The organism is Mycobacterium sp. (genome assembly GCF_049673265.1).
Taxonomy (GTDB): domain Bacteria; phylum Actinomycetota; class Actinomycetes; order Mycobacteriales; family Mycobacteriaceae; genus Mycobacterium.
This window is the reverse complement of the sequence record NZ_JBATXN010000203.1, coordinates 1-15656: the sequence shown is the minus strand read 5'-3', so window position 1 is coordinate 15656 and position 15656 is coordinate 1. Positions and strand designations below refer to the sequence as shown.

Below are 15656 nucleotides of genomic sequence, written 5' to 3'. Positions count from 1 at the left end.
GCACGTAGAAGTAAGCCGCCACCCCGCTGGCGATCACACCGATGATGACCAACGGAACCGCACCGCCCTTGGCCGCTGCCTGGAAAACCGCGAACTTGCTGACGAACCCGCTGGTCAACGGGATGCCGGCGAATGCCAGCAGGAACATCGAAAACAGCAGTCCTACAACGGGATAACGCTGGCTCAATCCGGCCCAATGCGACATGGTGGCGTCTTCGTCGCCATCCGGGTTGCGGACCAGTCCGACGACCGCGAAAGCGCCCACCGTGCTGAAGCTGTAGGCGACCAGGTAGAACATTGTCGACGCGAGACCGGCCGGGTTGTCTGCGATGACACCGGTGAGGATGAAGCCGACGTGCGCGATCGACGAGTACGCCAGCATCCGCTTGACGTCGGTTTGGTTGACCGCCGTGACGGTGCCGACCACCATGGTCACGATCGAGATCGCCCACAGCACAGGCCGCCATTGATCATGAAGCGGCGGCAGCGCCACGTAGACGACGCGCAGCAGCGCGCCGAACGCCGCAACCTTGGTGGCCGCGGCCATGAAGCCGGTGATCGGAGTCGGCGCGCCCTGGTAGACGTCGGGTATCCACGAGTGGAACGGGACGGCGCCGACCTTGAACAACAGGCCGACCGCCAACAGGGCGACACCGATCAACGCCATCGACTCGTTGGTGCTGCGGCCGAGCGCGGCGGCGATGCCGGGCAACGACAGCGTGCCCGTCGCGCCGTAGAGCAATGCAACGCCATAGAGGAAGAACGCCGACGAGAACGCGCCCAGCAGAAAGTATTTCACCGCTGCTTCCTGGGACAGCAAGCGGCGGTGACGGGCCAGCCCACACAACAGGTACAGCGGCAGCGATAAGACTTCCAGCGCGACGAACATCGTCAGCAGGTCGTTGGCGGCGGGGAATACCAGCATGCCGCCGACGGCCAGCATGACCAGCGGGAAGAGTTCGGTCTGTCGCACCCCGGAGCGGGTCGCCTGATGCTCGGCCGCGCTGTCGGGCACAGCCGACGCCTGCGGGGTGAAAGAATCCAGCCCGGCAGCGATGTGGGCGGTGGCGGTCGCTGCGCCCGGGCCGGTGGTGGCGGTTTCGCCGTCACGCCGTTCGGCGATGAAGATCACCGCCAGCACCGCGACCAGCAGGATGGCCGCCTGCAACACCAGAGTCGGGCCGTCGATGGCCAGCGAGTGCAGTACGGCGGTGCGGCCGGTGGGCGGCAGCTGCTTGCCGACGACGACGACAGCGACGAACGCGGCGGCCAGGCCCCCGATCGCCAGGACGATCTGGGCGCCGTAGCGGGCTCGTCGGGGCACGAATGCCTCAACCAGTACACCGACCACAGCAACACCGAAGACGATGAGTATCGGTGACAGCAGGCCATATTCGACGCTGGGAGTTGGCATGGTCATCGGCGCGGTCCTTCCGCCGTTCCCGGTACGTGTGCGACACCCGGCCGCACGATCGGTGCGGGGTCATGCTGGCCGATGGTGGTCATGGTGTTACCCACCGCGGGGTTGATGATGTCCAGCACCGGCTTCGGGTACACCCCCAGCACCAGGAGCAGCGCGATGAGCGGTGCCACGACGACGATCTCGCGCGGCACCAGATCGCGGATTCGTTCGTTGCCATCGGCGACAGGACCGGTCATCACCCGTTGGTAAAGCCACAGAATGTAGATCGACGAAAGCACCAGTGCGGTGACCCCGAATGCCGCCGCCAGCCAGTACCGGCTGTATGCGCCGATCAGTACCAGGAACTCGCTGATGAACGGCGCCAGGCCAGGTAGTGACAGCGTGGCCAAGCCTGCCACCAGGAACGTGCCGGCCAGCACCGGAGCCACTTTCTGCACACCGCGGTACGCGGCGATCGACCGGGTTCCACGGCGCGAGATCAGGAATCCGGCGATCAAAAACACTGCGGCAGTGGAAATGCCGTGGTTGAGCATGTACAGCGTCGACCCGCTCTGGCCTTGGCTGGTCATCACGAAGATGCCCAGGATGATGAAGCCGAAGTGGGAGATCGACGTGTAAGCAATCAGCCGCATGATGTCGGTCTGGCCGATGGCCACGATCGCGCCGTAGATGACGCCGATGACAGCCAGCACGACGATCAGCGGGCGGAAATACGTTGAGGCGTCAGGGAACAACTGCAAGCAATAGCGCAGCATCCCGAATGTGCCGACCTTGTCCATCACCGCGGTGATCAGCACCGCCGTCGCCGGTGTGGATTCCACGGCCGCGTCGGGTAGCCACCGGTGGAACGGCCACAGCGGCGCCTTGATCGCGAACGCGAACATGAACCCCAAGAACAGCGCTTTGAGCACCGCCGAAGAAGCTCCAAGTGAACCCGACGAGACAGCGGCGACGATCTGACGGAAGTCGAACGTCCCCGGACCATGTTGAGTGGTCACCACGTACAGCCCGATCACGGCGGCCAGCATGATCAGGCCGCCGAACAGGTTGTACAACAAGAACTTCACCGCGGCGCGGGACCGGTGGGCGCCACCGCCGAAGCCACCGATGAGGAAGTACATCGGGATGAGCATCGCCTCGAAGAACACGTAGAACAGCAACACGTCCAGCGAAACCACCGAGACCAGCACCATCGACTCGATGGTCAGCGTCAGCGCTACGTAGGCCTGGGTGCCGCGTGGACGGTCGCCGCCATCGGTCCAGCCGCCCACCAGCAGCAGGGGCACCAGGATCGTGGTCAGCAGCACCAGCACCAGCGCGATGCCGTCGACGCCGAGGGTGTAGCCGGCGCCGAATGCTGGTATCCAGCGGTGGGTTTCGACGAATTGGTAGGTCGGGCCTCCGGCCTTGAACTCGACCGCGATCAGGATCGACACGGCCAGCACGGCGACCGAGACGGTCAGGCCGGCCCATTTCGCGAATTGCCGCCACCCCGGCGGCATCAGGATGATGGCGATGGCACCGGCCAACGGCACCAGCCAGAGCACGGAAAGTAAGGGGAAGCTGCTCGCCAAAGTCGCACCGCTATTCACCACAGTCGCACCGCCAGGATCGCCGCGGCGACCAGTGCCGCGCCCACGAACATCGACAACGCATAGTTGCGGGCGAACCCGGTCTGCAATCCGCGCAGCCGGTCCGAGGTCCGGCTCACCAGCGTCGCAAGCGCGTTGACCGAGCCGTCCACGCCTTCGTCGTCGAATTCGACCAGCGCGTGGGTCAATTGCGCACTGGGTCGCATGAACACCTCCTCGTTGAAGGCGTCGCCGTAGAGGTCGCGGCGCGCGGCGACCGTGAACACCGATACGTCATCGGGGGCGGTGTCGGCCACCCTGCGAAGGCCGTACAGCAGGACGGCCACGCCAATTCCGACCACGACGATGCCGACGGTGACGATGGTGAACGCCCATGTCGGCAACACGGGGGAGCTTTCCTCGAAAGTGACAACCGGTTCCAGCCAGTGCCGCAGTGTGCCGCCGATGGCCAGCAGGCCGCCGGAGAACACCGATCCGACCGCCAGCAGGATCATCGGCCAGGTCATCACCGCGGGCGCCTCATGCGGATGTGCTTCTGCGGCCCAACGCTTTTGGCCGAAGAATGTCATCAGCATCACCCGCGTCATGTAGAACGCGGTGATCCCGGCGCCCAGCAGCGCTGCCCCTCCCAACAGGTAGCCGCGGATTCCGCCCGCTGCCAGTGCGGCTTCGATGATGGCGTCTTTGGAGTAGAAGCCGGCGAACGGCGGCACTCCGATGATCGCCAGATAGCCCAGCCCGAAGGTCGCGAAGGTGATCGGCAGCGCGGCGCGCAGCCCGCCGTAGCGGCGCATGTCCTGCTCCTCGTCCATCGCGTGGATCACCGCGCCGGAGCCAAGGAACAGGCCGGCTTTGAAGAAGCCGTGGGTGAGCAGATGCATGATCGCGAACGCGTATCCGGCCGGGCCCAGACCTGCCGCTAGCACCATGTAGCCGATCTGGCTCATCGTCGACGCCGCCAGCGCGCGTTTGATGTCATCTTTGGCGCAGCCGATGATCGCACCGAAGAGCAGCGTCACCGCGCCGACGATGATGACGCCGAGGCGAGCGTCCGGCGCCAGGCTGTAGAGCGGGTTGCATCGCACGATCAGATACACCCCGGCGGTCACCATGGTGGCCGCGTGGAGTAGCGCGGACACCGGTGTGGGACCTTCCATCGCGTCACCGAGCCAGGCCTGCAACGGAACCTGCGCGGATTTGGCGCAAGCGCCCGCCAGCAGCAGCAACCCGATCGCGGTCAGCGCCGCGCGGGAGGCCCCCGGCGCTTGGCCGAACACCCCCGAATACGACAGCGTGCCGAAGTTGGCGAAGATCACGAAGATCGCCAACGCCAGTCCGGCGTCCCCGACCCGGTTCATCACAAACGCTTTCTTGGCCGCGGTTGCCGCGGTCGGCTTGTGATACCAGAAGCCGATCAACAGATACGACGCCAGGCCCACGCCTTCCCAGCCGGTGTACAGGACCAGAAAGTTGTCGGCGACGACCAGCAACAGCATCGCTGCGAGGAAGAGGTTGAGGTAAGCGAAAAACCTGCGGCGGTCGGGGTCTTCGGCCATGTAGCCGACCGAGTAGATGTGGATCAGCGATCCGACACCGGTGATCAGCAGCACGAAGCAAATCGACAATTGGTCGATCTGTAGACCGAAGTCGACGTGCAGGCCACCGACGGGGACCCAGCTGAACAGGTTCTGGCTGATGATCCGGGCGTCGCCGTGCCGGCCCAGCATGTCGGCGAGCAGCGTCAGACCGACGCCGAAAGAGGCCAGCGCGGTCGCGCAGCCCAGCAGGTGACCCCAGGGGTCGGTGCGTCTGCCACCGAGCAGCAGGATCGCGGCGCCGGCCGCGGGGAGAGCTACGACCAGCCAACTCAAATGTGTCATCGACTCAGCCCTTGAGCAGGTTGGCGTCGTCGACCGAAGCCGATCTGCGGGCACGGAAGATCGTCATGATGATGGCCAGGCCCACCACGACTTCACATGCGGCGACGACCATGGTGAAAAACGCCACCATCTGGCCGTCGAGTTGCCCATGCATCCGGGCGAACGTGACGAACGCCAAGTTGACGGCGTTGAGCATCAGCTCCACGCACATGAACATCACGATGGCGTTGCGACGCAACAGCACACCGGCTGCTCCGATGGTGAACAACAGCGCCGATAGGTAGAGGTAGTTCTGCGGATTCATGACGCACCGTTTCCGTTGGTCCCGCGCGCGTGCGCTTCCAAACCTTCGACCGTCCTCTGTTCCAGTACTTGTGGCACCGACAACCGGGAGTAGGAGCCGTCGGGAAGCCGCGCGGCCATGTCGACCGCGTTATGCCGGGCATAGACACCCGGACCGGGCAGCGGTGTCGGGTGGCCACCGGGTTGGAACCGTTCGATCGACAGCTCCCGCTGAGTCTTTCGGCGCTCGAAGCGTTCCCGGTGCGCCAGAATCATCGCGCCGAGGGCGGCGGTGATCAGCAGTGCGCTGGTCAGCTCGAACGCCCACAAGTAGCGGGAGAAGATCAACGTCGCCAAGCCCTCGACGTTGCCGCCGGCATTGGCCTTCGTCAATCCGGTGAAACCGCCGGCGGTAACCCGGCCGATGCCGGCGATCAGCACGATGCCGAATCCCACACCGGCAACCACGGCGGCCACTCGCTGTCCGCGCAGTGTTTCGACCAGGGACTCCGCGGAGTCAACGCCGATCAGCATCAGCACGAACAGGAAAAGCATCATCACCGCGCCGGTGTAGACCACAATCTGGACGACGCCGAGGAACATCGCGTCCTGGATCATGTAGAACACCGCGAGGATGATCATCGTCATCGCCAGAAACATCGCGGAGTAGACCGCGTTGGCGGCCATCACCACGCCCACCGCCCCGATCCACGCCAGCGTGGCCAGCACAAAGAACGTCACCGCCTCGCCAGTGGAGGTGCGGGTGATGATGTCGGCGGCCAACAGACTCGTCATGGCGCGACATCCGAATTCTGCCTGTCTTGCAAGCCTTCTGACGTTACGTTGCCGCGGTAGTAGTCGGCGTCCGTCGCCCCTTCTGCTCGTGGGTGCGGTGCGGGGGTCATCCCGGGCTGCAGCGGCGCCAGTAGCCGGTCCTTCTCGTAAATCAGGTCGGCGCGATTGTCGTCGGCCATCTCGTAGTCGTTGGTCATCGTCAACGCGCGGGTCGGGCAGGCTTCGACGCACAGGCCGCACCCGATGCAACGCAAATAGTTGATCTGGTAGACGCGTCCGTAACGTTCGCCGGGCGAGAAGCGCTCCTCCTCGTTGTTGTCGGCGCCCTCGACGTAGATGGCGTCGGCCGGGCACGCCCAAGCGCACAGCTCGCAGCCGATGCACTTCTCCAGACCGTCCTCGTACCGGTTGAGCTGGTGGCGGCCGTGATAGCGCGGTGCCACCGGTCCGGGCTTCTCCGGATATTCCTCGGTGACAGGCCTTTTGAACATTGTCCCGAACGTGACGCCGAATCCGGCGAGGGAACTGAGGAACTTAGCCATTAGCAGCCTCCTTGGTCGCCGGTACCAGCGGCTGGCCCGGCAGTGGCGGCGTGGGGAATGCCGGCTTCCAGGGCTGTGCCCCGACCGGCGGTTCGTGGCGCTTCTTCTCGCTCCGCTTGCTGCCGAAGGGTTTTCGCAACAGAGCCAGCAGGACGGCGGTGACGACCAGACTGGCGATCACCAGTGCCGGTGTCCAGTGCTGATAGCCCTGGTTGCGGAGAGTGCGGATCGTCGCGGCAATCAGCGCCCAGGCCAGCGATATCGGGATGAGGATCTTCCAGCCCAGCGCCATGAACTGGTCGTAGCGCAGTCGCGGTAGCGTCGCCCGCAGCCAGAAGTAGGTGAACAGGAACAGCCACACCTTGGCGGTGAACCACAACACCGGCCACCAGCCGCTGTTGGCACCGGCCCACATGTTCAGCGGCCACGGCGCGTGCCAGCCGCCGAGGAACAGCGTCGCGGCCAGCGCCGAGACCGTGGTCATGTTGATGTACTCGGCCAGGTAGAACATCGCGAAGCTCAGCGACGAGTACTCGGTGTGGAAACCGGCGACCAGTTCGCCCTCGGCCTCGGGCAGGTCGAACGGCGCGCGGTTGGTCTCACCGACCATCGAGACCAGATACACCGCGAACGACGGCAGCAGCAGGAACATGTACCAGACCCGGTCTTGGGCCGACACGATTCCCGACGTCGACATCGTTCCGGCGAACAGGAACACCGTCGCGAAGGACAACCCCATCGCGACCTCGTAGGAGATCACCTGCGCGGTGGAGCGCACCCCGCCCAGCAGGGGATACGTCGAGCCTGACGCCCATCCCGCCAGCACGATGCCGTAGACCCCGATCGACGAGAGCGCCAGGATGAACAGCACCGCAACCGGCAGATCGGTGACCTGTAGCGCGGTCCAGTGGCCGAAGATTGACACCTGCGGCCCGAATGGGATGAACGCGAAGGCGGTGATTGCGGGAATCGTCGAAATGGCCGGGGCCAGAATGAAGATCGGCTTCTCGACGCCGAACGGGGTGATGGGTTCCTTGAGTGCCAGCTTGATGCCGTCGGCCAGGCTCTGCAGATACCCCCGGGGGCCGACCCGGTTGGGCCCCCATCGCCTCTGCATCCGGCCGAGGATCTTGCGTTCGGCCAGGATCGCGACCAACACCGTCAGCACCAGGAAGACGAACACCGCGAGTGCTTTTGCGGCGATCAACCACCAGGTGTCGTGTCCGAAGCCGGTCATGACTTCACTCCGATCTGCACAACCGCGCCGGCTGTCACACCCAACGACCGGTGCACCGCCGAGCCGGGTGAGTTCAGCGGCAGCCACACCACATCGTCGGGCATCTCGGTGATGGTCAGCGGCAACGTGATTGCGCCGCGGGCAGTGCTGACGGTGACCTTGTCACCGTCACCGGCGCCGATGGCGTCCGCCGTTCCGGCCGATAGCCGCACCACCGGCGGGCGCGCGGTGCCGGCCAGGTGCGGCTCGCCGTCTTGTAGCCGGCCCGCGTCGAGCAGCATCCGCCATCCGGCCAATACCGCTTGGCCGGCAGCGGGTTTCGGGGCCGCGGCAGCAGCAATGCTCGGTGTGGCGCCGTGCGGGCCGTCCCAGATGCCGAGCGCATTCAGCTCGGCGCGCGCCGCCTCGACGGTGGGCAGCCCCAGATCGATGCCCATTTCGTCGGCCAGGGTGTCGAGCACTCGCAGGTCCGGTGTGGCGGCTGAAATCCCAGCGGGCAGGGCGGCCGAGAAGCTGCGGTGCCGGCCCTCCCAGTTGACGTACGTCCCTGACTTCTCTGCCGCGGGCGCGATCGGGAAAACCACGTCGGCTCGTTCGGTCACTGCGCTGTGCCTTAGCTCCAGGCTTACGACGAAACCCGCGGCGTCCACGGCGGCCAAAACCGCGGCGGGATCGGCGAAATCGTCGGCTTCGAGGCCGCCGACCAGCAGGGCGCCCAGCGTGCCGTCGGCCGCAGCCGCCAGGATCCCGTCGGCGTCGCGGCCATCGGAAGTCGGCAACTCGGAGACATGCCAGGCATCCGATACCTGCGAGCGGGCAGTCTCGTCACCGAGCGGACGGCCACCGGGCAGCAGTCCGGGCAGCGCGCCGGCCTCCAACGCTCCGCGTTCTCCGGCGCGGCGGGGTATCCATGCCAGCCGCGCCCCGGTGGCATCGGCGAGTCGGGCCGCGGCCGACAGGCCGCCGGGAGCGCCCGCCAGTCGTTCGCCGACGATGATGATCGCACCGGAAGTTGACAACAGGTCACCGAGTTCGCCGGTGGCCAGCCCGTCCAACACCTTGGCCTCCGCGCCGGGCACCGTCTGAATCAGCTTGCCGGACAACTTCTTCAGCCCGTTGCTGGCGAACGGGGCGATGGCGTGCACCGGCAGCCCGTGTTTGCGGGCGGCCTTGCGCAACCGCAGGTATACGATCGGCGACTCTTCTTCAGGCTCGAAGCCGGCGAGCAGGACCACCGGCGCCGACTCCAGATCGGAGTAGCTGATGGTGAGCGGCCTGCCCGCGACCCGGGCCGCCAAAAATTGCGTCTCTTCGCTGGAGTGCGGACGAGCCCGAAAGTCGATGTCGTTGGTGCCCAATGCAATTCGGGCAAACTTCGAGTAAGCGTAGGCGTCCTCGATGGTCAGTCTGCCGCCGAGTAGCACGCCGGTCCCGCCGGTCGACGAGTTGAGCCCCTCGACTGCGGCGGCCACCGCATGCGGCCACGAGGCCGGCGTCAGCGTGCCGTCGGCATCGCGCACAAGGGGAGTGGTGATCCGGTCGGGCTGGGTGGCGTAAGTGAAAGCCCACCGCCCTTTGTCGCAGTTCCACTCCTCGTTGACCTCGGGCTCGTCGCCGGCCAGCCGGCGCAACACCTCGCTACGGCGATGGTCGGTGCGCTGTGCGCACCCCGATGCGCAGTGCTCGCACACACTCGGGCTGGAAACCAGGTCGTAGGGGCGGGCGCGAAACCGATAAGCGGTGCCGGTCAGCGCGCCGACCGGGCAGATCTGCACAGTGTTGCCGGAAAAGTACGACTCGAACGGCTCGTTGGCGTAGATGCCGACTTGCTGCAGGGCGCCGCGCTCCAACATGTCGATGAAGATGTCACCGGCAATCTGCTCGGAGAATCGGGTGCAGCGCGCGCACAGGATGCAACGCTCGCGATCCAGCAGCACTTGCGAGGAGATGTTGATCGGCTTCGCGAACGTGCGCTTGACGTCGTTGAAGCGGGAGTCGGCGCGCCCGTTGGACATCGCCTGGTTCTGCAATGGGCACTCGCCGCCCTTGTCGCACATCGGGCAGTCCAACGGATGATTGATCAGCAGCAACTCCATCACGCCGTGCTGGGCCTTGTCGGCGGCGTCGGAGCTGAACTGGGTACGTACCACCATGTCGTCGGTCACCGGGATGGTGCACGACGCCATCGGTTTGCGCTGGCCCTCGATTTCGACCAGACACTGCCGGCAGGCACCGACCGGATCCAACAGCGGGTGATCGCAGAACCGGGGAATCTGCACGCCGATCAACTCGGCGGCTCGGATCACCAAAGTGCCTTTGGGAACGCTGATTTCGGTGCCATCGATGGTCAACGTCACCAACTCCGGCTCGGTGACCTTCTCTCCGGTGTCAGCCGTTTGCGTCATGAGGCTCCATTCGGCACGAGCATGGACAGCTTGGGGTCGAACGGACACCCGCCGCCCTCGACATGTGCGACGTATTCGTCGCGGAAGTACTCGATCGACGACATCACCGGGCTCGCAGCGCCATCGCCCAACGCGCAGAACGATTTACCTAAAATGGCGTCGGCGATGTCGTTCAGTTTGTCCAGGTCCTCGGCGGTGCCCTTGCCGGATTCCAAGCGCTCGTAGATCTGGCTGAGCCAGAATGTGCCCTCGCGGCAGGGCGTGCATTTGCCGCACGATTCGTGCCGGTAGAAATCTGTCCAGCGCTGCACGGCGCGCACCACACACGTCGTCTCGTCGAAAATCTCCAACGCCTTGGTGCCAAGCATCGAGCCGGCCGCTCCCACGCCTTCGTAATCCAGTGGCACGTCGAGGTGCTCATCGGTGAGAAGCGGCGTAGACGACCCACCGGGCGTCCAGAACTTCAACTTGTGCCCGGCCCGCACCCCACCGGCGTAGTCGAGCAGTTCGCGCAACGTGATGCCCAGCGGCGCTTCGTACTGGCCCGGCCGGGTCACATGCCCCGACAGCGAATACAGCGTGAAGCCAGGCGATTTCTCGGTGCCCATCGACCGGAACCAGTCGACGCCGTTGAGGATGATCGGCGGAACGCTGGCGATGGTCTCGACATTGTTGATCACCGTCGGACAACCGTAGAGCCCGGCGACCGCGGGGAACGGCGGACGTAGCCGCGGCTGGCCGCGACGGCCTTCCAACGAGTCGAGCAACGCCGTCTCCTCGCCGCAGATGTAGGCGCCGGCGCCGGCGTGCACCACCAGCTCCAGGTCGTAGCCGGAGCCGGCGATGTCGCGGCCCAGGAAGCCCGCGGCGTAGGCCTCGGCGACTGCGTTCTGCAGGCGCCGCAGCACCGGCAACACCTCACCGCGGACGTAGATGAAGGCGTGGCTGGCCCGTATCGCGTAGGACGCGATGATCACACCTTCGATCAGGACGTGCGGGGTGGCCAGCATCAACGGAATGTCTTTGCACGTACCGGGTTCCGACTCGTCGGCGTTGACCACCAGGTAGTGCGGCTTGGCCGCCGGACCGCTGTCGCCCTGCGGGATGAACGACCACTTGGTGCCGGTCGCGAAACCCGCCCCGCCACGGCCGCGCAGCCCGGAGTCCTTGACGGCGGTGATCACGTCGTCCGGCTTCATCTTCAGGGCCTTGTGCAAAGCCTGGTAGCCGTCGTTGCGGCGATAGGTGTCAAGAGTCCACGACTCCGGGTCGTCCCAGTATCGGGTCAGCACCGGAGCCAACGGTGTTTGCGACGCCATTACCGACCTTCCCCTGAACCCTCGGCCGCCGGGGCCGGGATATTGCGCCGCTCCTCAGCATCGCTTCGCTCTGCATCGTCGCCGGCGCGCATGTTGCGTTCCTTGGCAATTCGCAGCCCGGCCAACGTGGCTTCGCCGGCACCGCCCTGGCCTTCGTCGGCACGCGAGTCGGGAAAACCGGCCAGGATCCGTTCGGTCTCGCGGAACTTGCACAGCGGGGCGCCGCGAGTCGGCACCGGGGGTTTCCCGGCCCGCAGCCCGTCGACCAGCTTGCGTGCCGACTCCGGGCTCTGGTTGTCGAAGAACTCCCAGTTGACCATCACCACCGGGGCGAAGTCGCACGCCGCGTTGCATTCGATGTGTTGCAGGGTGATTGAGCTGTCGGCGGTGGTCTCGTCGTTGCCGATGCCGAGGTGTTCTTTGAGCGATTCGAAGATGGCGTCACCGCCCATGACGGCACACAGCGTGTTCGTGCAGACGCCGACTAAGTAGTCGCCGGTCGGCCCGCGCCGATACATGGTGTAAAAGCTGGCCACCGCGGCGACTTCGGCGCCGGTCAGTCCGAGCTGTTCGCCGCAGAATTCCAAACCGGCCGGTGTCACGTAGCCGTCCTCGGCCTGCACCAGGTGCAGCAGCGGCAGCAGCGCTGAGCGCGGGCTGGGGTAGCGGCCGATGATCTCCTTGGCGTCGACTTCCAGCCGTGTCTGTACCTCGGGCGGATAGGACTCCGGTGCGCCTTCGACGACGAATTGGCCGGGTTCTTCGGGCGGCGGGCCGAGGCGGATGAACACGCGCTCGCCGCTGGCGCCGACGGCCGGGGTGTATGGTCCGCTGCTCATCGGTCGACACCGCCCATGACCGGATCGATGCTGGCCACCGCGGTGATCACGTCGGCGACCATGCCGCCCTCGCACATCGCGGCAACGGCCTGCAGGTTGGTGAACGAGGGATCGCGGTAGTGCACCCGGTAGGGCCGGGTTCCGCCGTCGCTGACCATGTGGACGCCCAACTCGCCGCGAGGCGACTCGACTGCGACGTACACCTGACCGGCCGGCACCCGGATGCCTTCGGTAACCAGTTTGAAGTGGTGAATCAGCGCCTCCATCGAGGTGTCCATGATCTTGGCGATGTGCTCCGGCGAGTTACCCAGACCGTCCGGTCCGACTTTCAGGTCGGCCGGCCAGGCGATCTTGCGGTCCGCCACCATGATCGGGCCGGGTCGCAACTTGTCCAGGCACTGTTCGACGATCTTCAGCGACTCTCTCATCTCTTTGACCCGAATGATGTAGCGCGCGTAGGAATCACACGTGTCGTCGGTGATCACGTCGAACTCGTAGTTCTCGTAGCCGCAATACGGATCGGTCTTGCGTAGGTCGTAGGGCAATCCGGTCGCCCGCAGCGGAGGTCCGGTCACACCAAGCGCAATGCAGCCGGTCAGGTCCAGATACCCCACACCCTGGGTGCGGGCTTTCCAGATGTAGTTGTCGTTGAGCAGGTTTTCGATGTCGTTGAGCCGATGGCTCAGCAGCTTGACCAGTTCCGGGATTTCGCGCAGGGCGTCTTCCGGCAGATCCTGGGCCAGTCCGCCGGGCCGGATGTAGGCGTGGTTCATCCGCAAGCCGGTGACCATTTCGAAAAGGTTCAGGACCAACTCGCGTTCCCGGAACCCGAGGAACATTGCCGTCATCGCGCCGAGTTCCATGCCACCGGTCGCCAATGCGACCAGGTGCGACGAGATCCGGTTGAACTCCATCATCATCACCCGGATGACGTTGACGCGTTCCGGGATCTCGTCGGTGATCCCGAGGAGCTTCTCCACACCGAGGCAGTACACCGCCTCGTTGTAAAACGGTGACAGGTAATCCATTCGGGTTACGAACGTGACGCCCTGGGTCCAGTACCGGTACTCCAGGTTTTTCTCGATCCCGGTGTGCAGGTAGCCGATTCCGCACCGGGCGTCGGTGACCGTCTCACCTTCGATCTCCAGGATCAGCCGCAGCACGCCGTGGGTCGATGGGTGCTGCGGACCCATGTTGACGACGATGCGTTCACCGGGTTCGCCTTTTCGAGCCGCCTCGACGATCTGTTCCCAGTCCTGACCGACGACGGCCACCAGGGTTTCTCCGCCGCTGCCCTCGCCGTTGGGGGTAGTGGTCTCGCTCATCAGTTGTAGGCCCTCCGCTCATCGGGCGGGGGAATCTTCGCGCCCTTGTACTCCACCGGGACGCCGCCGAGTGGATAGTCTTTGCGTTGCGGATGTCCTTGCCAATCGTCGGGCATCTGTATGCGCGTCAGCGACGGGTGCCCGTCGAAGATGATGCCGAAGAAGTCATAGGTCTCACGCTCGTGCCAGTCGTTGGTCGGGTAGATACCGAACAGCGACGGAATGTGCGGATCACTATCCGGCGCAGCCACTTCCAGGAGGACACGACGGCCGTGGGTGATCGACTTGAGCGGATATACCGCGTGCAGCTCGCTTCCGGTTTCGTGCGGGTAGTGCACTCCGCTGACACCAAGGCACAATTCGAAGCGCAGCGCCGCGTCGTCGCGCAGTCGACCGGCGACCTGGGGCAGCAGCTCGCGGCGCACGTGCAGGGTCAGTTCGTCGCGGTAGACCACGACTTTCTCTACGGCGTCTTCGAATTCGACGCCGTCGGCCTCCTTCAGCGCCGCGGCCAGCCGGTCGACAACCTCGTCGAAGTATCCGCCGTAGGGCCGGGGACTGCCGTCGTCGATCGTGACCTGACGCACCAGTCGTCCATATCCCGACGTGTCACCGGTGCCGCGGACGCCGAACATGCCTCGGCGAACGTCGACTACCTCTTGATCGGATCGGCCGGATTGTTCGGCGGGAACGGGCGGTCCGCCCACCTCGGTGGCTGCTTGCTTGGGGTCGTGATCCGGTGAGCTCATCGCAACAGTCCGCGCATCTCGATCGTCGGCCGGGCGGCGAGCGCCGCTTGTTCGGCTTCGGCGATGGCCAGTTCGCGGTTGACCCCCAGCGGCATCTCTTGAATCTTGTCGTGCAGCTTGAGGATTGCGTACAGCAGCATCTCCGGGCGGGGCGGGCAGCCTGGCAGGTAGATGTCTACGGGTACGACGTGGTCCACGCCCTGAACGATCGCATAGTTGTTGAACATCCCGCCCGACGATGCGCACACGCCCATCGCAAGCACCCATTTCGGTTCGGCCATCTGGTCGTAGATCTGGCGCAGCACCGGCGCCATCTTCTGACTGACACGGCCGGCCACGATCATCAGATCGGCCTGCCGGGGTGTCGCCGAAAACCTCTCCATGCCAAAGCGCGCGATGTCGAATCGGGGGCCGGCGGTGGCCATCATCTCAATCGCGCAGCAGGCCAATCCAAACGTTGCCGGCCACAACGAGTTCTTGCGGAAGTAGCCCGCCAGCGTTTCGACGGTCGTCAGCAAGAAACCGCTCGGCAGTTTCTCCTCTAGGCCCACGTCTTACCTCACTCCCAGGTCAGGCCGCCGCGGCGCCATACATATGCGTAGGCCACAAAGACCGTGAGCACGAACACCACCATCTCGACCAGTGCGAATAACCCGAGCTTGTCGTAGCTGACCGCCCATGGGTACAGGAACACGATTTCGATGTCGAAGACGATGAACAGCATCGCGGTCAGGTAGTACTTCACCGGGAATCGCTGCCCGCTGCCTGCGTGCGGCGCGTTGGCCGGCTGGTCGCTGGGTTCGATCCCGCATTCGTATGCCTCGAGCTTCGCCTTGTTGTAGCGCCTCGGGCCGGTGATCTGCGCGAGTGCGACTGAGCCGAGCGCAAAAGCAGCGGCGATCCCCCCAAGCACCAGGATGGGCAGGTACAGATTCATGCCGCGAAGACGCTCCCTCACTGTTCATCGATTGGGCGCTGACTGTGAGCGCAACCACAGCCTAGCGATCGTGTGTAGTCCCGCGCTCAACAGTCTAGATGTGAGCTCAGCCACAGCCGGGTCGGTGGTCGGCCACCCGACGCATGCGGCGAGCACACGCGTCTGTCCGGAGCATGAAATGCTCCGAGCACGAACCTATTTCGCTTCTCGGCAGGCGAAGGGGTGGCGTTGCCGCAGCGTTCATCCAGCTCCGCACGACGGCGCTGACAGGTGGCGCTCAGGATCCGATGGTCAGCTAATGCACAGCAGGACGCAGCAACTCCAGCACCGT

Annotated in this window: 14 protein-coding genes; all 14 read right to left on the bottom strand. The window is 65.1% G+C overall.

Annotated features, from left to right (window positions below; genetic code table 11):
• On the bottom strand, positions 1-1420 hold a 1420-nt coding region (gene nuoN / locus WBF82_RS07255; RefSeq protein WP_424382388.1), incomplete at its 3' end, for an NADH-quinone oxidoreductase subunit NuoN.
• Positions 1417-2997: an NADH-quinone oxidoreductase subunit M gene (locus WBF82_RS07250; RefSeq protein WP_424382389.1), complete on the bottom strand. Its 1581-nt coding sequence runs from the start codon at positions 2995-2997 to the stop codon at positions 1417-1419. The genes WBF82_RS07250 and nuoN, both read right to left, overlap by 4 nt.
• Before the next feature lie 14 nt (positions 2998-3011).
• Positions 3012-4895: an NADH-quinone oxidoreductase subunit L gene (gene nuoL / locus WBF82_RS07245; RefSeq protein WP_424382387.1), complete on the bottom strand. Its 1884-nt coding sequence runs from the start codon at positions 4893-4895 to the stop codon at positions 3012-3014.
• Between the two features lie 4 nt (positions 4896-4899).
• Positions 4900-5199, bottom strand: coding sequence for an NADH-quinone oxidoreductase subunit NuoK (gene nuoK / locus WBF82_RS07240; protein ID WP_324436806.1), 300 nt, complete (start codon positions 5197-5199; stop codon positions 4900-4902).
• Positions 5196-5972, bottom strand: coding sequence for an NADH-quinone oxidoreductase subunit J (locus WBF82_RS07235; protein ID WP_424382386.1), 777 nt, complete (start codon positions 5970-5972; stop codon positions 5196-5198). The genes nuoK and WBF82_RS07235 overlap by 4 nt, the downstream gene beginning before the upstream one ends.
• On the bottom strand, positions 5969-6514 hold the full coding sequence (gene nuoI, locus WBF82_RS07230; RefSeq protein WP_424382385.1) for an NADH-quinone oxidoreductase subunit NuoI: 546 nt from the start codon (positions 6512-6514) through the stop codon (positions 5969-5971). Before nuoI ends, WBF82_RS07235 begins: the two co-directional genes overlap by 4 nt.
• The gene (nuoH, locus tag WBF82_RS07225; protein ID WP_424382384.1) at positions 6507-7751 is read right to left on the bottom strand and encodes an NADH-quinone oxidoreductase subunit NuoH; all 1245 of its coding nucleotides are present in this window, start codon (positions 7749-7751) and stop codon (positions 6507-6509) included. The genes nuoI and nuoH overlap by 8 nt, the downstream gene beginning before the upstream one ends.
• A complete protein-coding gene (locus WBF82_RS07220) occupies positions 7748-10156 on the bottom strand; it encodes an NADH-quinone oxidoreductase subunit G (RefSeq protein WP_424382383.1) in 2409 nt (802 codons plus the stop codon). The genes nuoH and WBF82_RS07220 overlap by 4 nt, the downstream gene beginning before the upstream one ends.
• Positions 10153-11475, bottom strand: coding sequence for an NADH-quinone oxidoreductase subunit NuoF (gene nuoF, locus WBF82_RS07215; protein ID WP_424382382.1), 1323 nt, complete (start codon positions 11473-11475; stop codon positions 10153-10155). The genes WBF82_RS07220 and nuoF overlap by 4 nt, the downstream gene beginning before the upstream one ends.
• Complete coding sequence (gene nuoE / locus WBF82_RS07210) at positions 11475-12314, bottom strand: NADH-quinone oxidoreductase subunit NuoE (RefSeq protein ID WP_424382381.1); 840 nt, start codon at positions 12312-12314, stop codon at positions 11475-11477. The genes nuoF and nuoE overlap by 1 nt, the downstream gene beginning before the upstream one ends.
• Positions 12311-13639: an NADH dehydrogenase (quinone) subunit D gene (nuoD, locus tag WBF82_RS07205; RefSeq protein ID WP_424382380.1), complete on the bottom strand. Its 1329-nt coding sequence runs from the start codon at positions 13637-13639 to the stop codon at positions 12311-12313. The genes nuoE and nuoD overlap by 4 nt, the downstream gene beginning before the upstream one ends.
• Complete coding sequence (locus WBF82_RS07200; protein ID WP_424382379.1) at positions 13639-14388, bottom strand: NADH-quinone oxidoreductase subunit C; 750 nt, start codon at positions 14386-14388, stop codon at positions 13639-13641. The genes nuoD and WBF82_RS07200 overlap by 1 nt, the downstream gene beginning before the upstream one ends.
• The gene (locus tag WBF82_RS07195; RefSeq protein ID WP_424382378.1) at positions 14385-14939 is read right to left on the bottom strand and encodes a NuoB/complex I 20 kDa subunit family protein; all 555 of its coding nucleotides are present in this window, start codon (positions 14937-14939) and stop codon (positions 14385-14387) included. The genes WBF82_RS07200 and WBF82_RS07195 overlap by 4 nt, the downstream gene beginning before the upstream one ends.
• An 8-nt stretch (positions 14940-14947) precedes the next feature.
• Positions 14948-15325, bottom strand: a complete 378-nt coding sequence (locus WBF82_RS07190) for an NADH-quinone oxidoreductase subunit A (RefSeq protein ID WP_424382377.1) — start codon at positions 15323-15325, stop codon at positions 14948-14950.
• Between the last annotated feature and the right edge of the window lie 331 nt (positions 15326-15656).

Bases quoted from the DNA above. Each gene is read 5' to 3' on its own strand.
- nuoL (WP_424382387.1), bottom strand. From the start codon at position 4,895: ATGACACATTTGAGTTGGCTGGTCGTAGCTCTCCCCGCGGCCGGCGCC.
- nuoK (WP_324436806.1), bottom strand. From the start codon at position 5,199: ATGAATCCGCAGAACTACCTCTACCTATCGGCGCTGTTGTTCACCATC.
- WBF82_RS07235 (WP_424382386.1), bottom strand. From the start codon at position 5,972: ATGACGAGTCTGTTGGCCGCCGACATCATCACCCGCACCTCCACTGGC.
- nuoI (WP_424382385.1), bottom strand. From the start codon at position 6,514: ATGGCTAAGTTCCTCAGTTCCCTCGCCGGATTCGGCGTCACGTTCGGG.
- nuoH (WP_424382384.1), bottom strand. From the start codon at position 7,751: ATGACCGGCTTCGGACACGACACCTGGTGGTTGATCGCCGCAAAAGCA.
- WBF82_RS07220 (WP_424382383.1), bottom strand. From the start codon at position 10,156: ATGACGCAAACGGCTGACACCGGAGAGAAGGTCACCGAGCCGGAGTTG.
- nuoF (WP_424382382.1), bottom strand. From the start codon at position 11,475: ATGGCGTCGCAAACACCGTTGGCTCCGGTGCTGACCCGATACTGGGAC.
- nuoE (WP_424382381.1), bottom strand. From the start codon at position 12,314: ATGAGCAGCGGACCATACACCCCGGCCGTCGGCGCCAGCGGCGAGCGC.
- nuoD (WP_424382380.1), bottom strand. From the start codon at position 13,639: ATGAGCGAGACCACTACCCCCAACGGCGAGGGCAGCGGCGGAGAAACC.
- WBF82_RS07200 (WP_424382379.1), bottom strand. From the start codon at position 14,388: ATGAGCTCACCGGATCACGACCCCAAGCAAGCAGCCACCGAGGTGGGC.
- WBF82_RS07190 (WP_424382377.1), bottom strand. From the start codon at position 15,325: ATGAATCTGTACCTGCCCATCCTGGTGCTTGGGGGGATCGCCGCTGCT.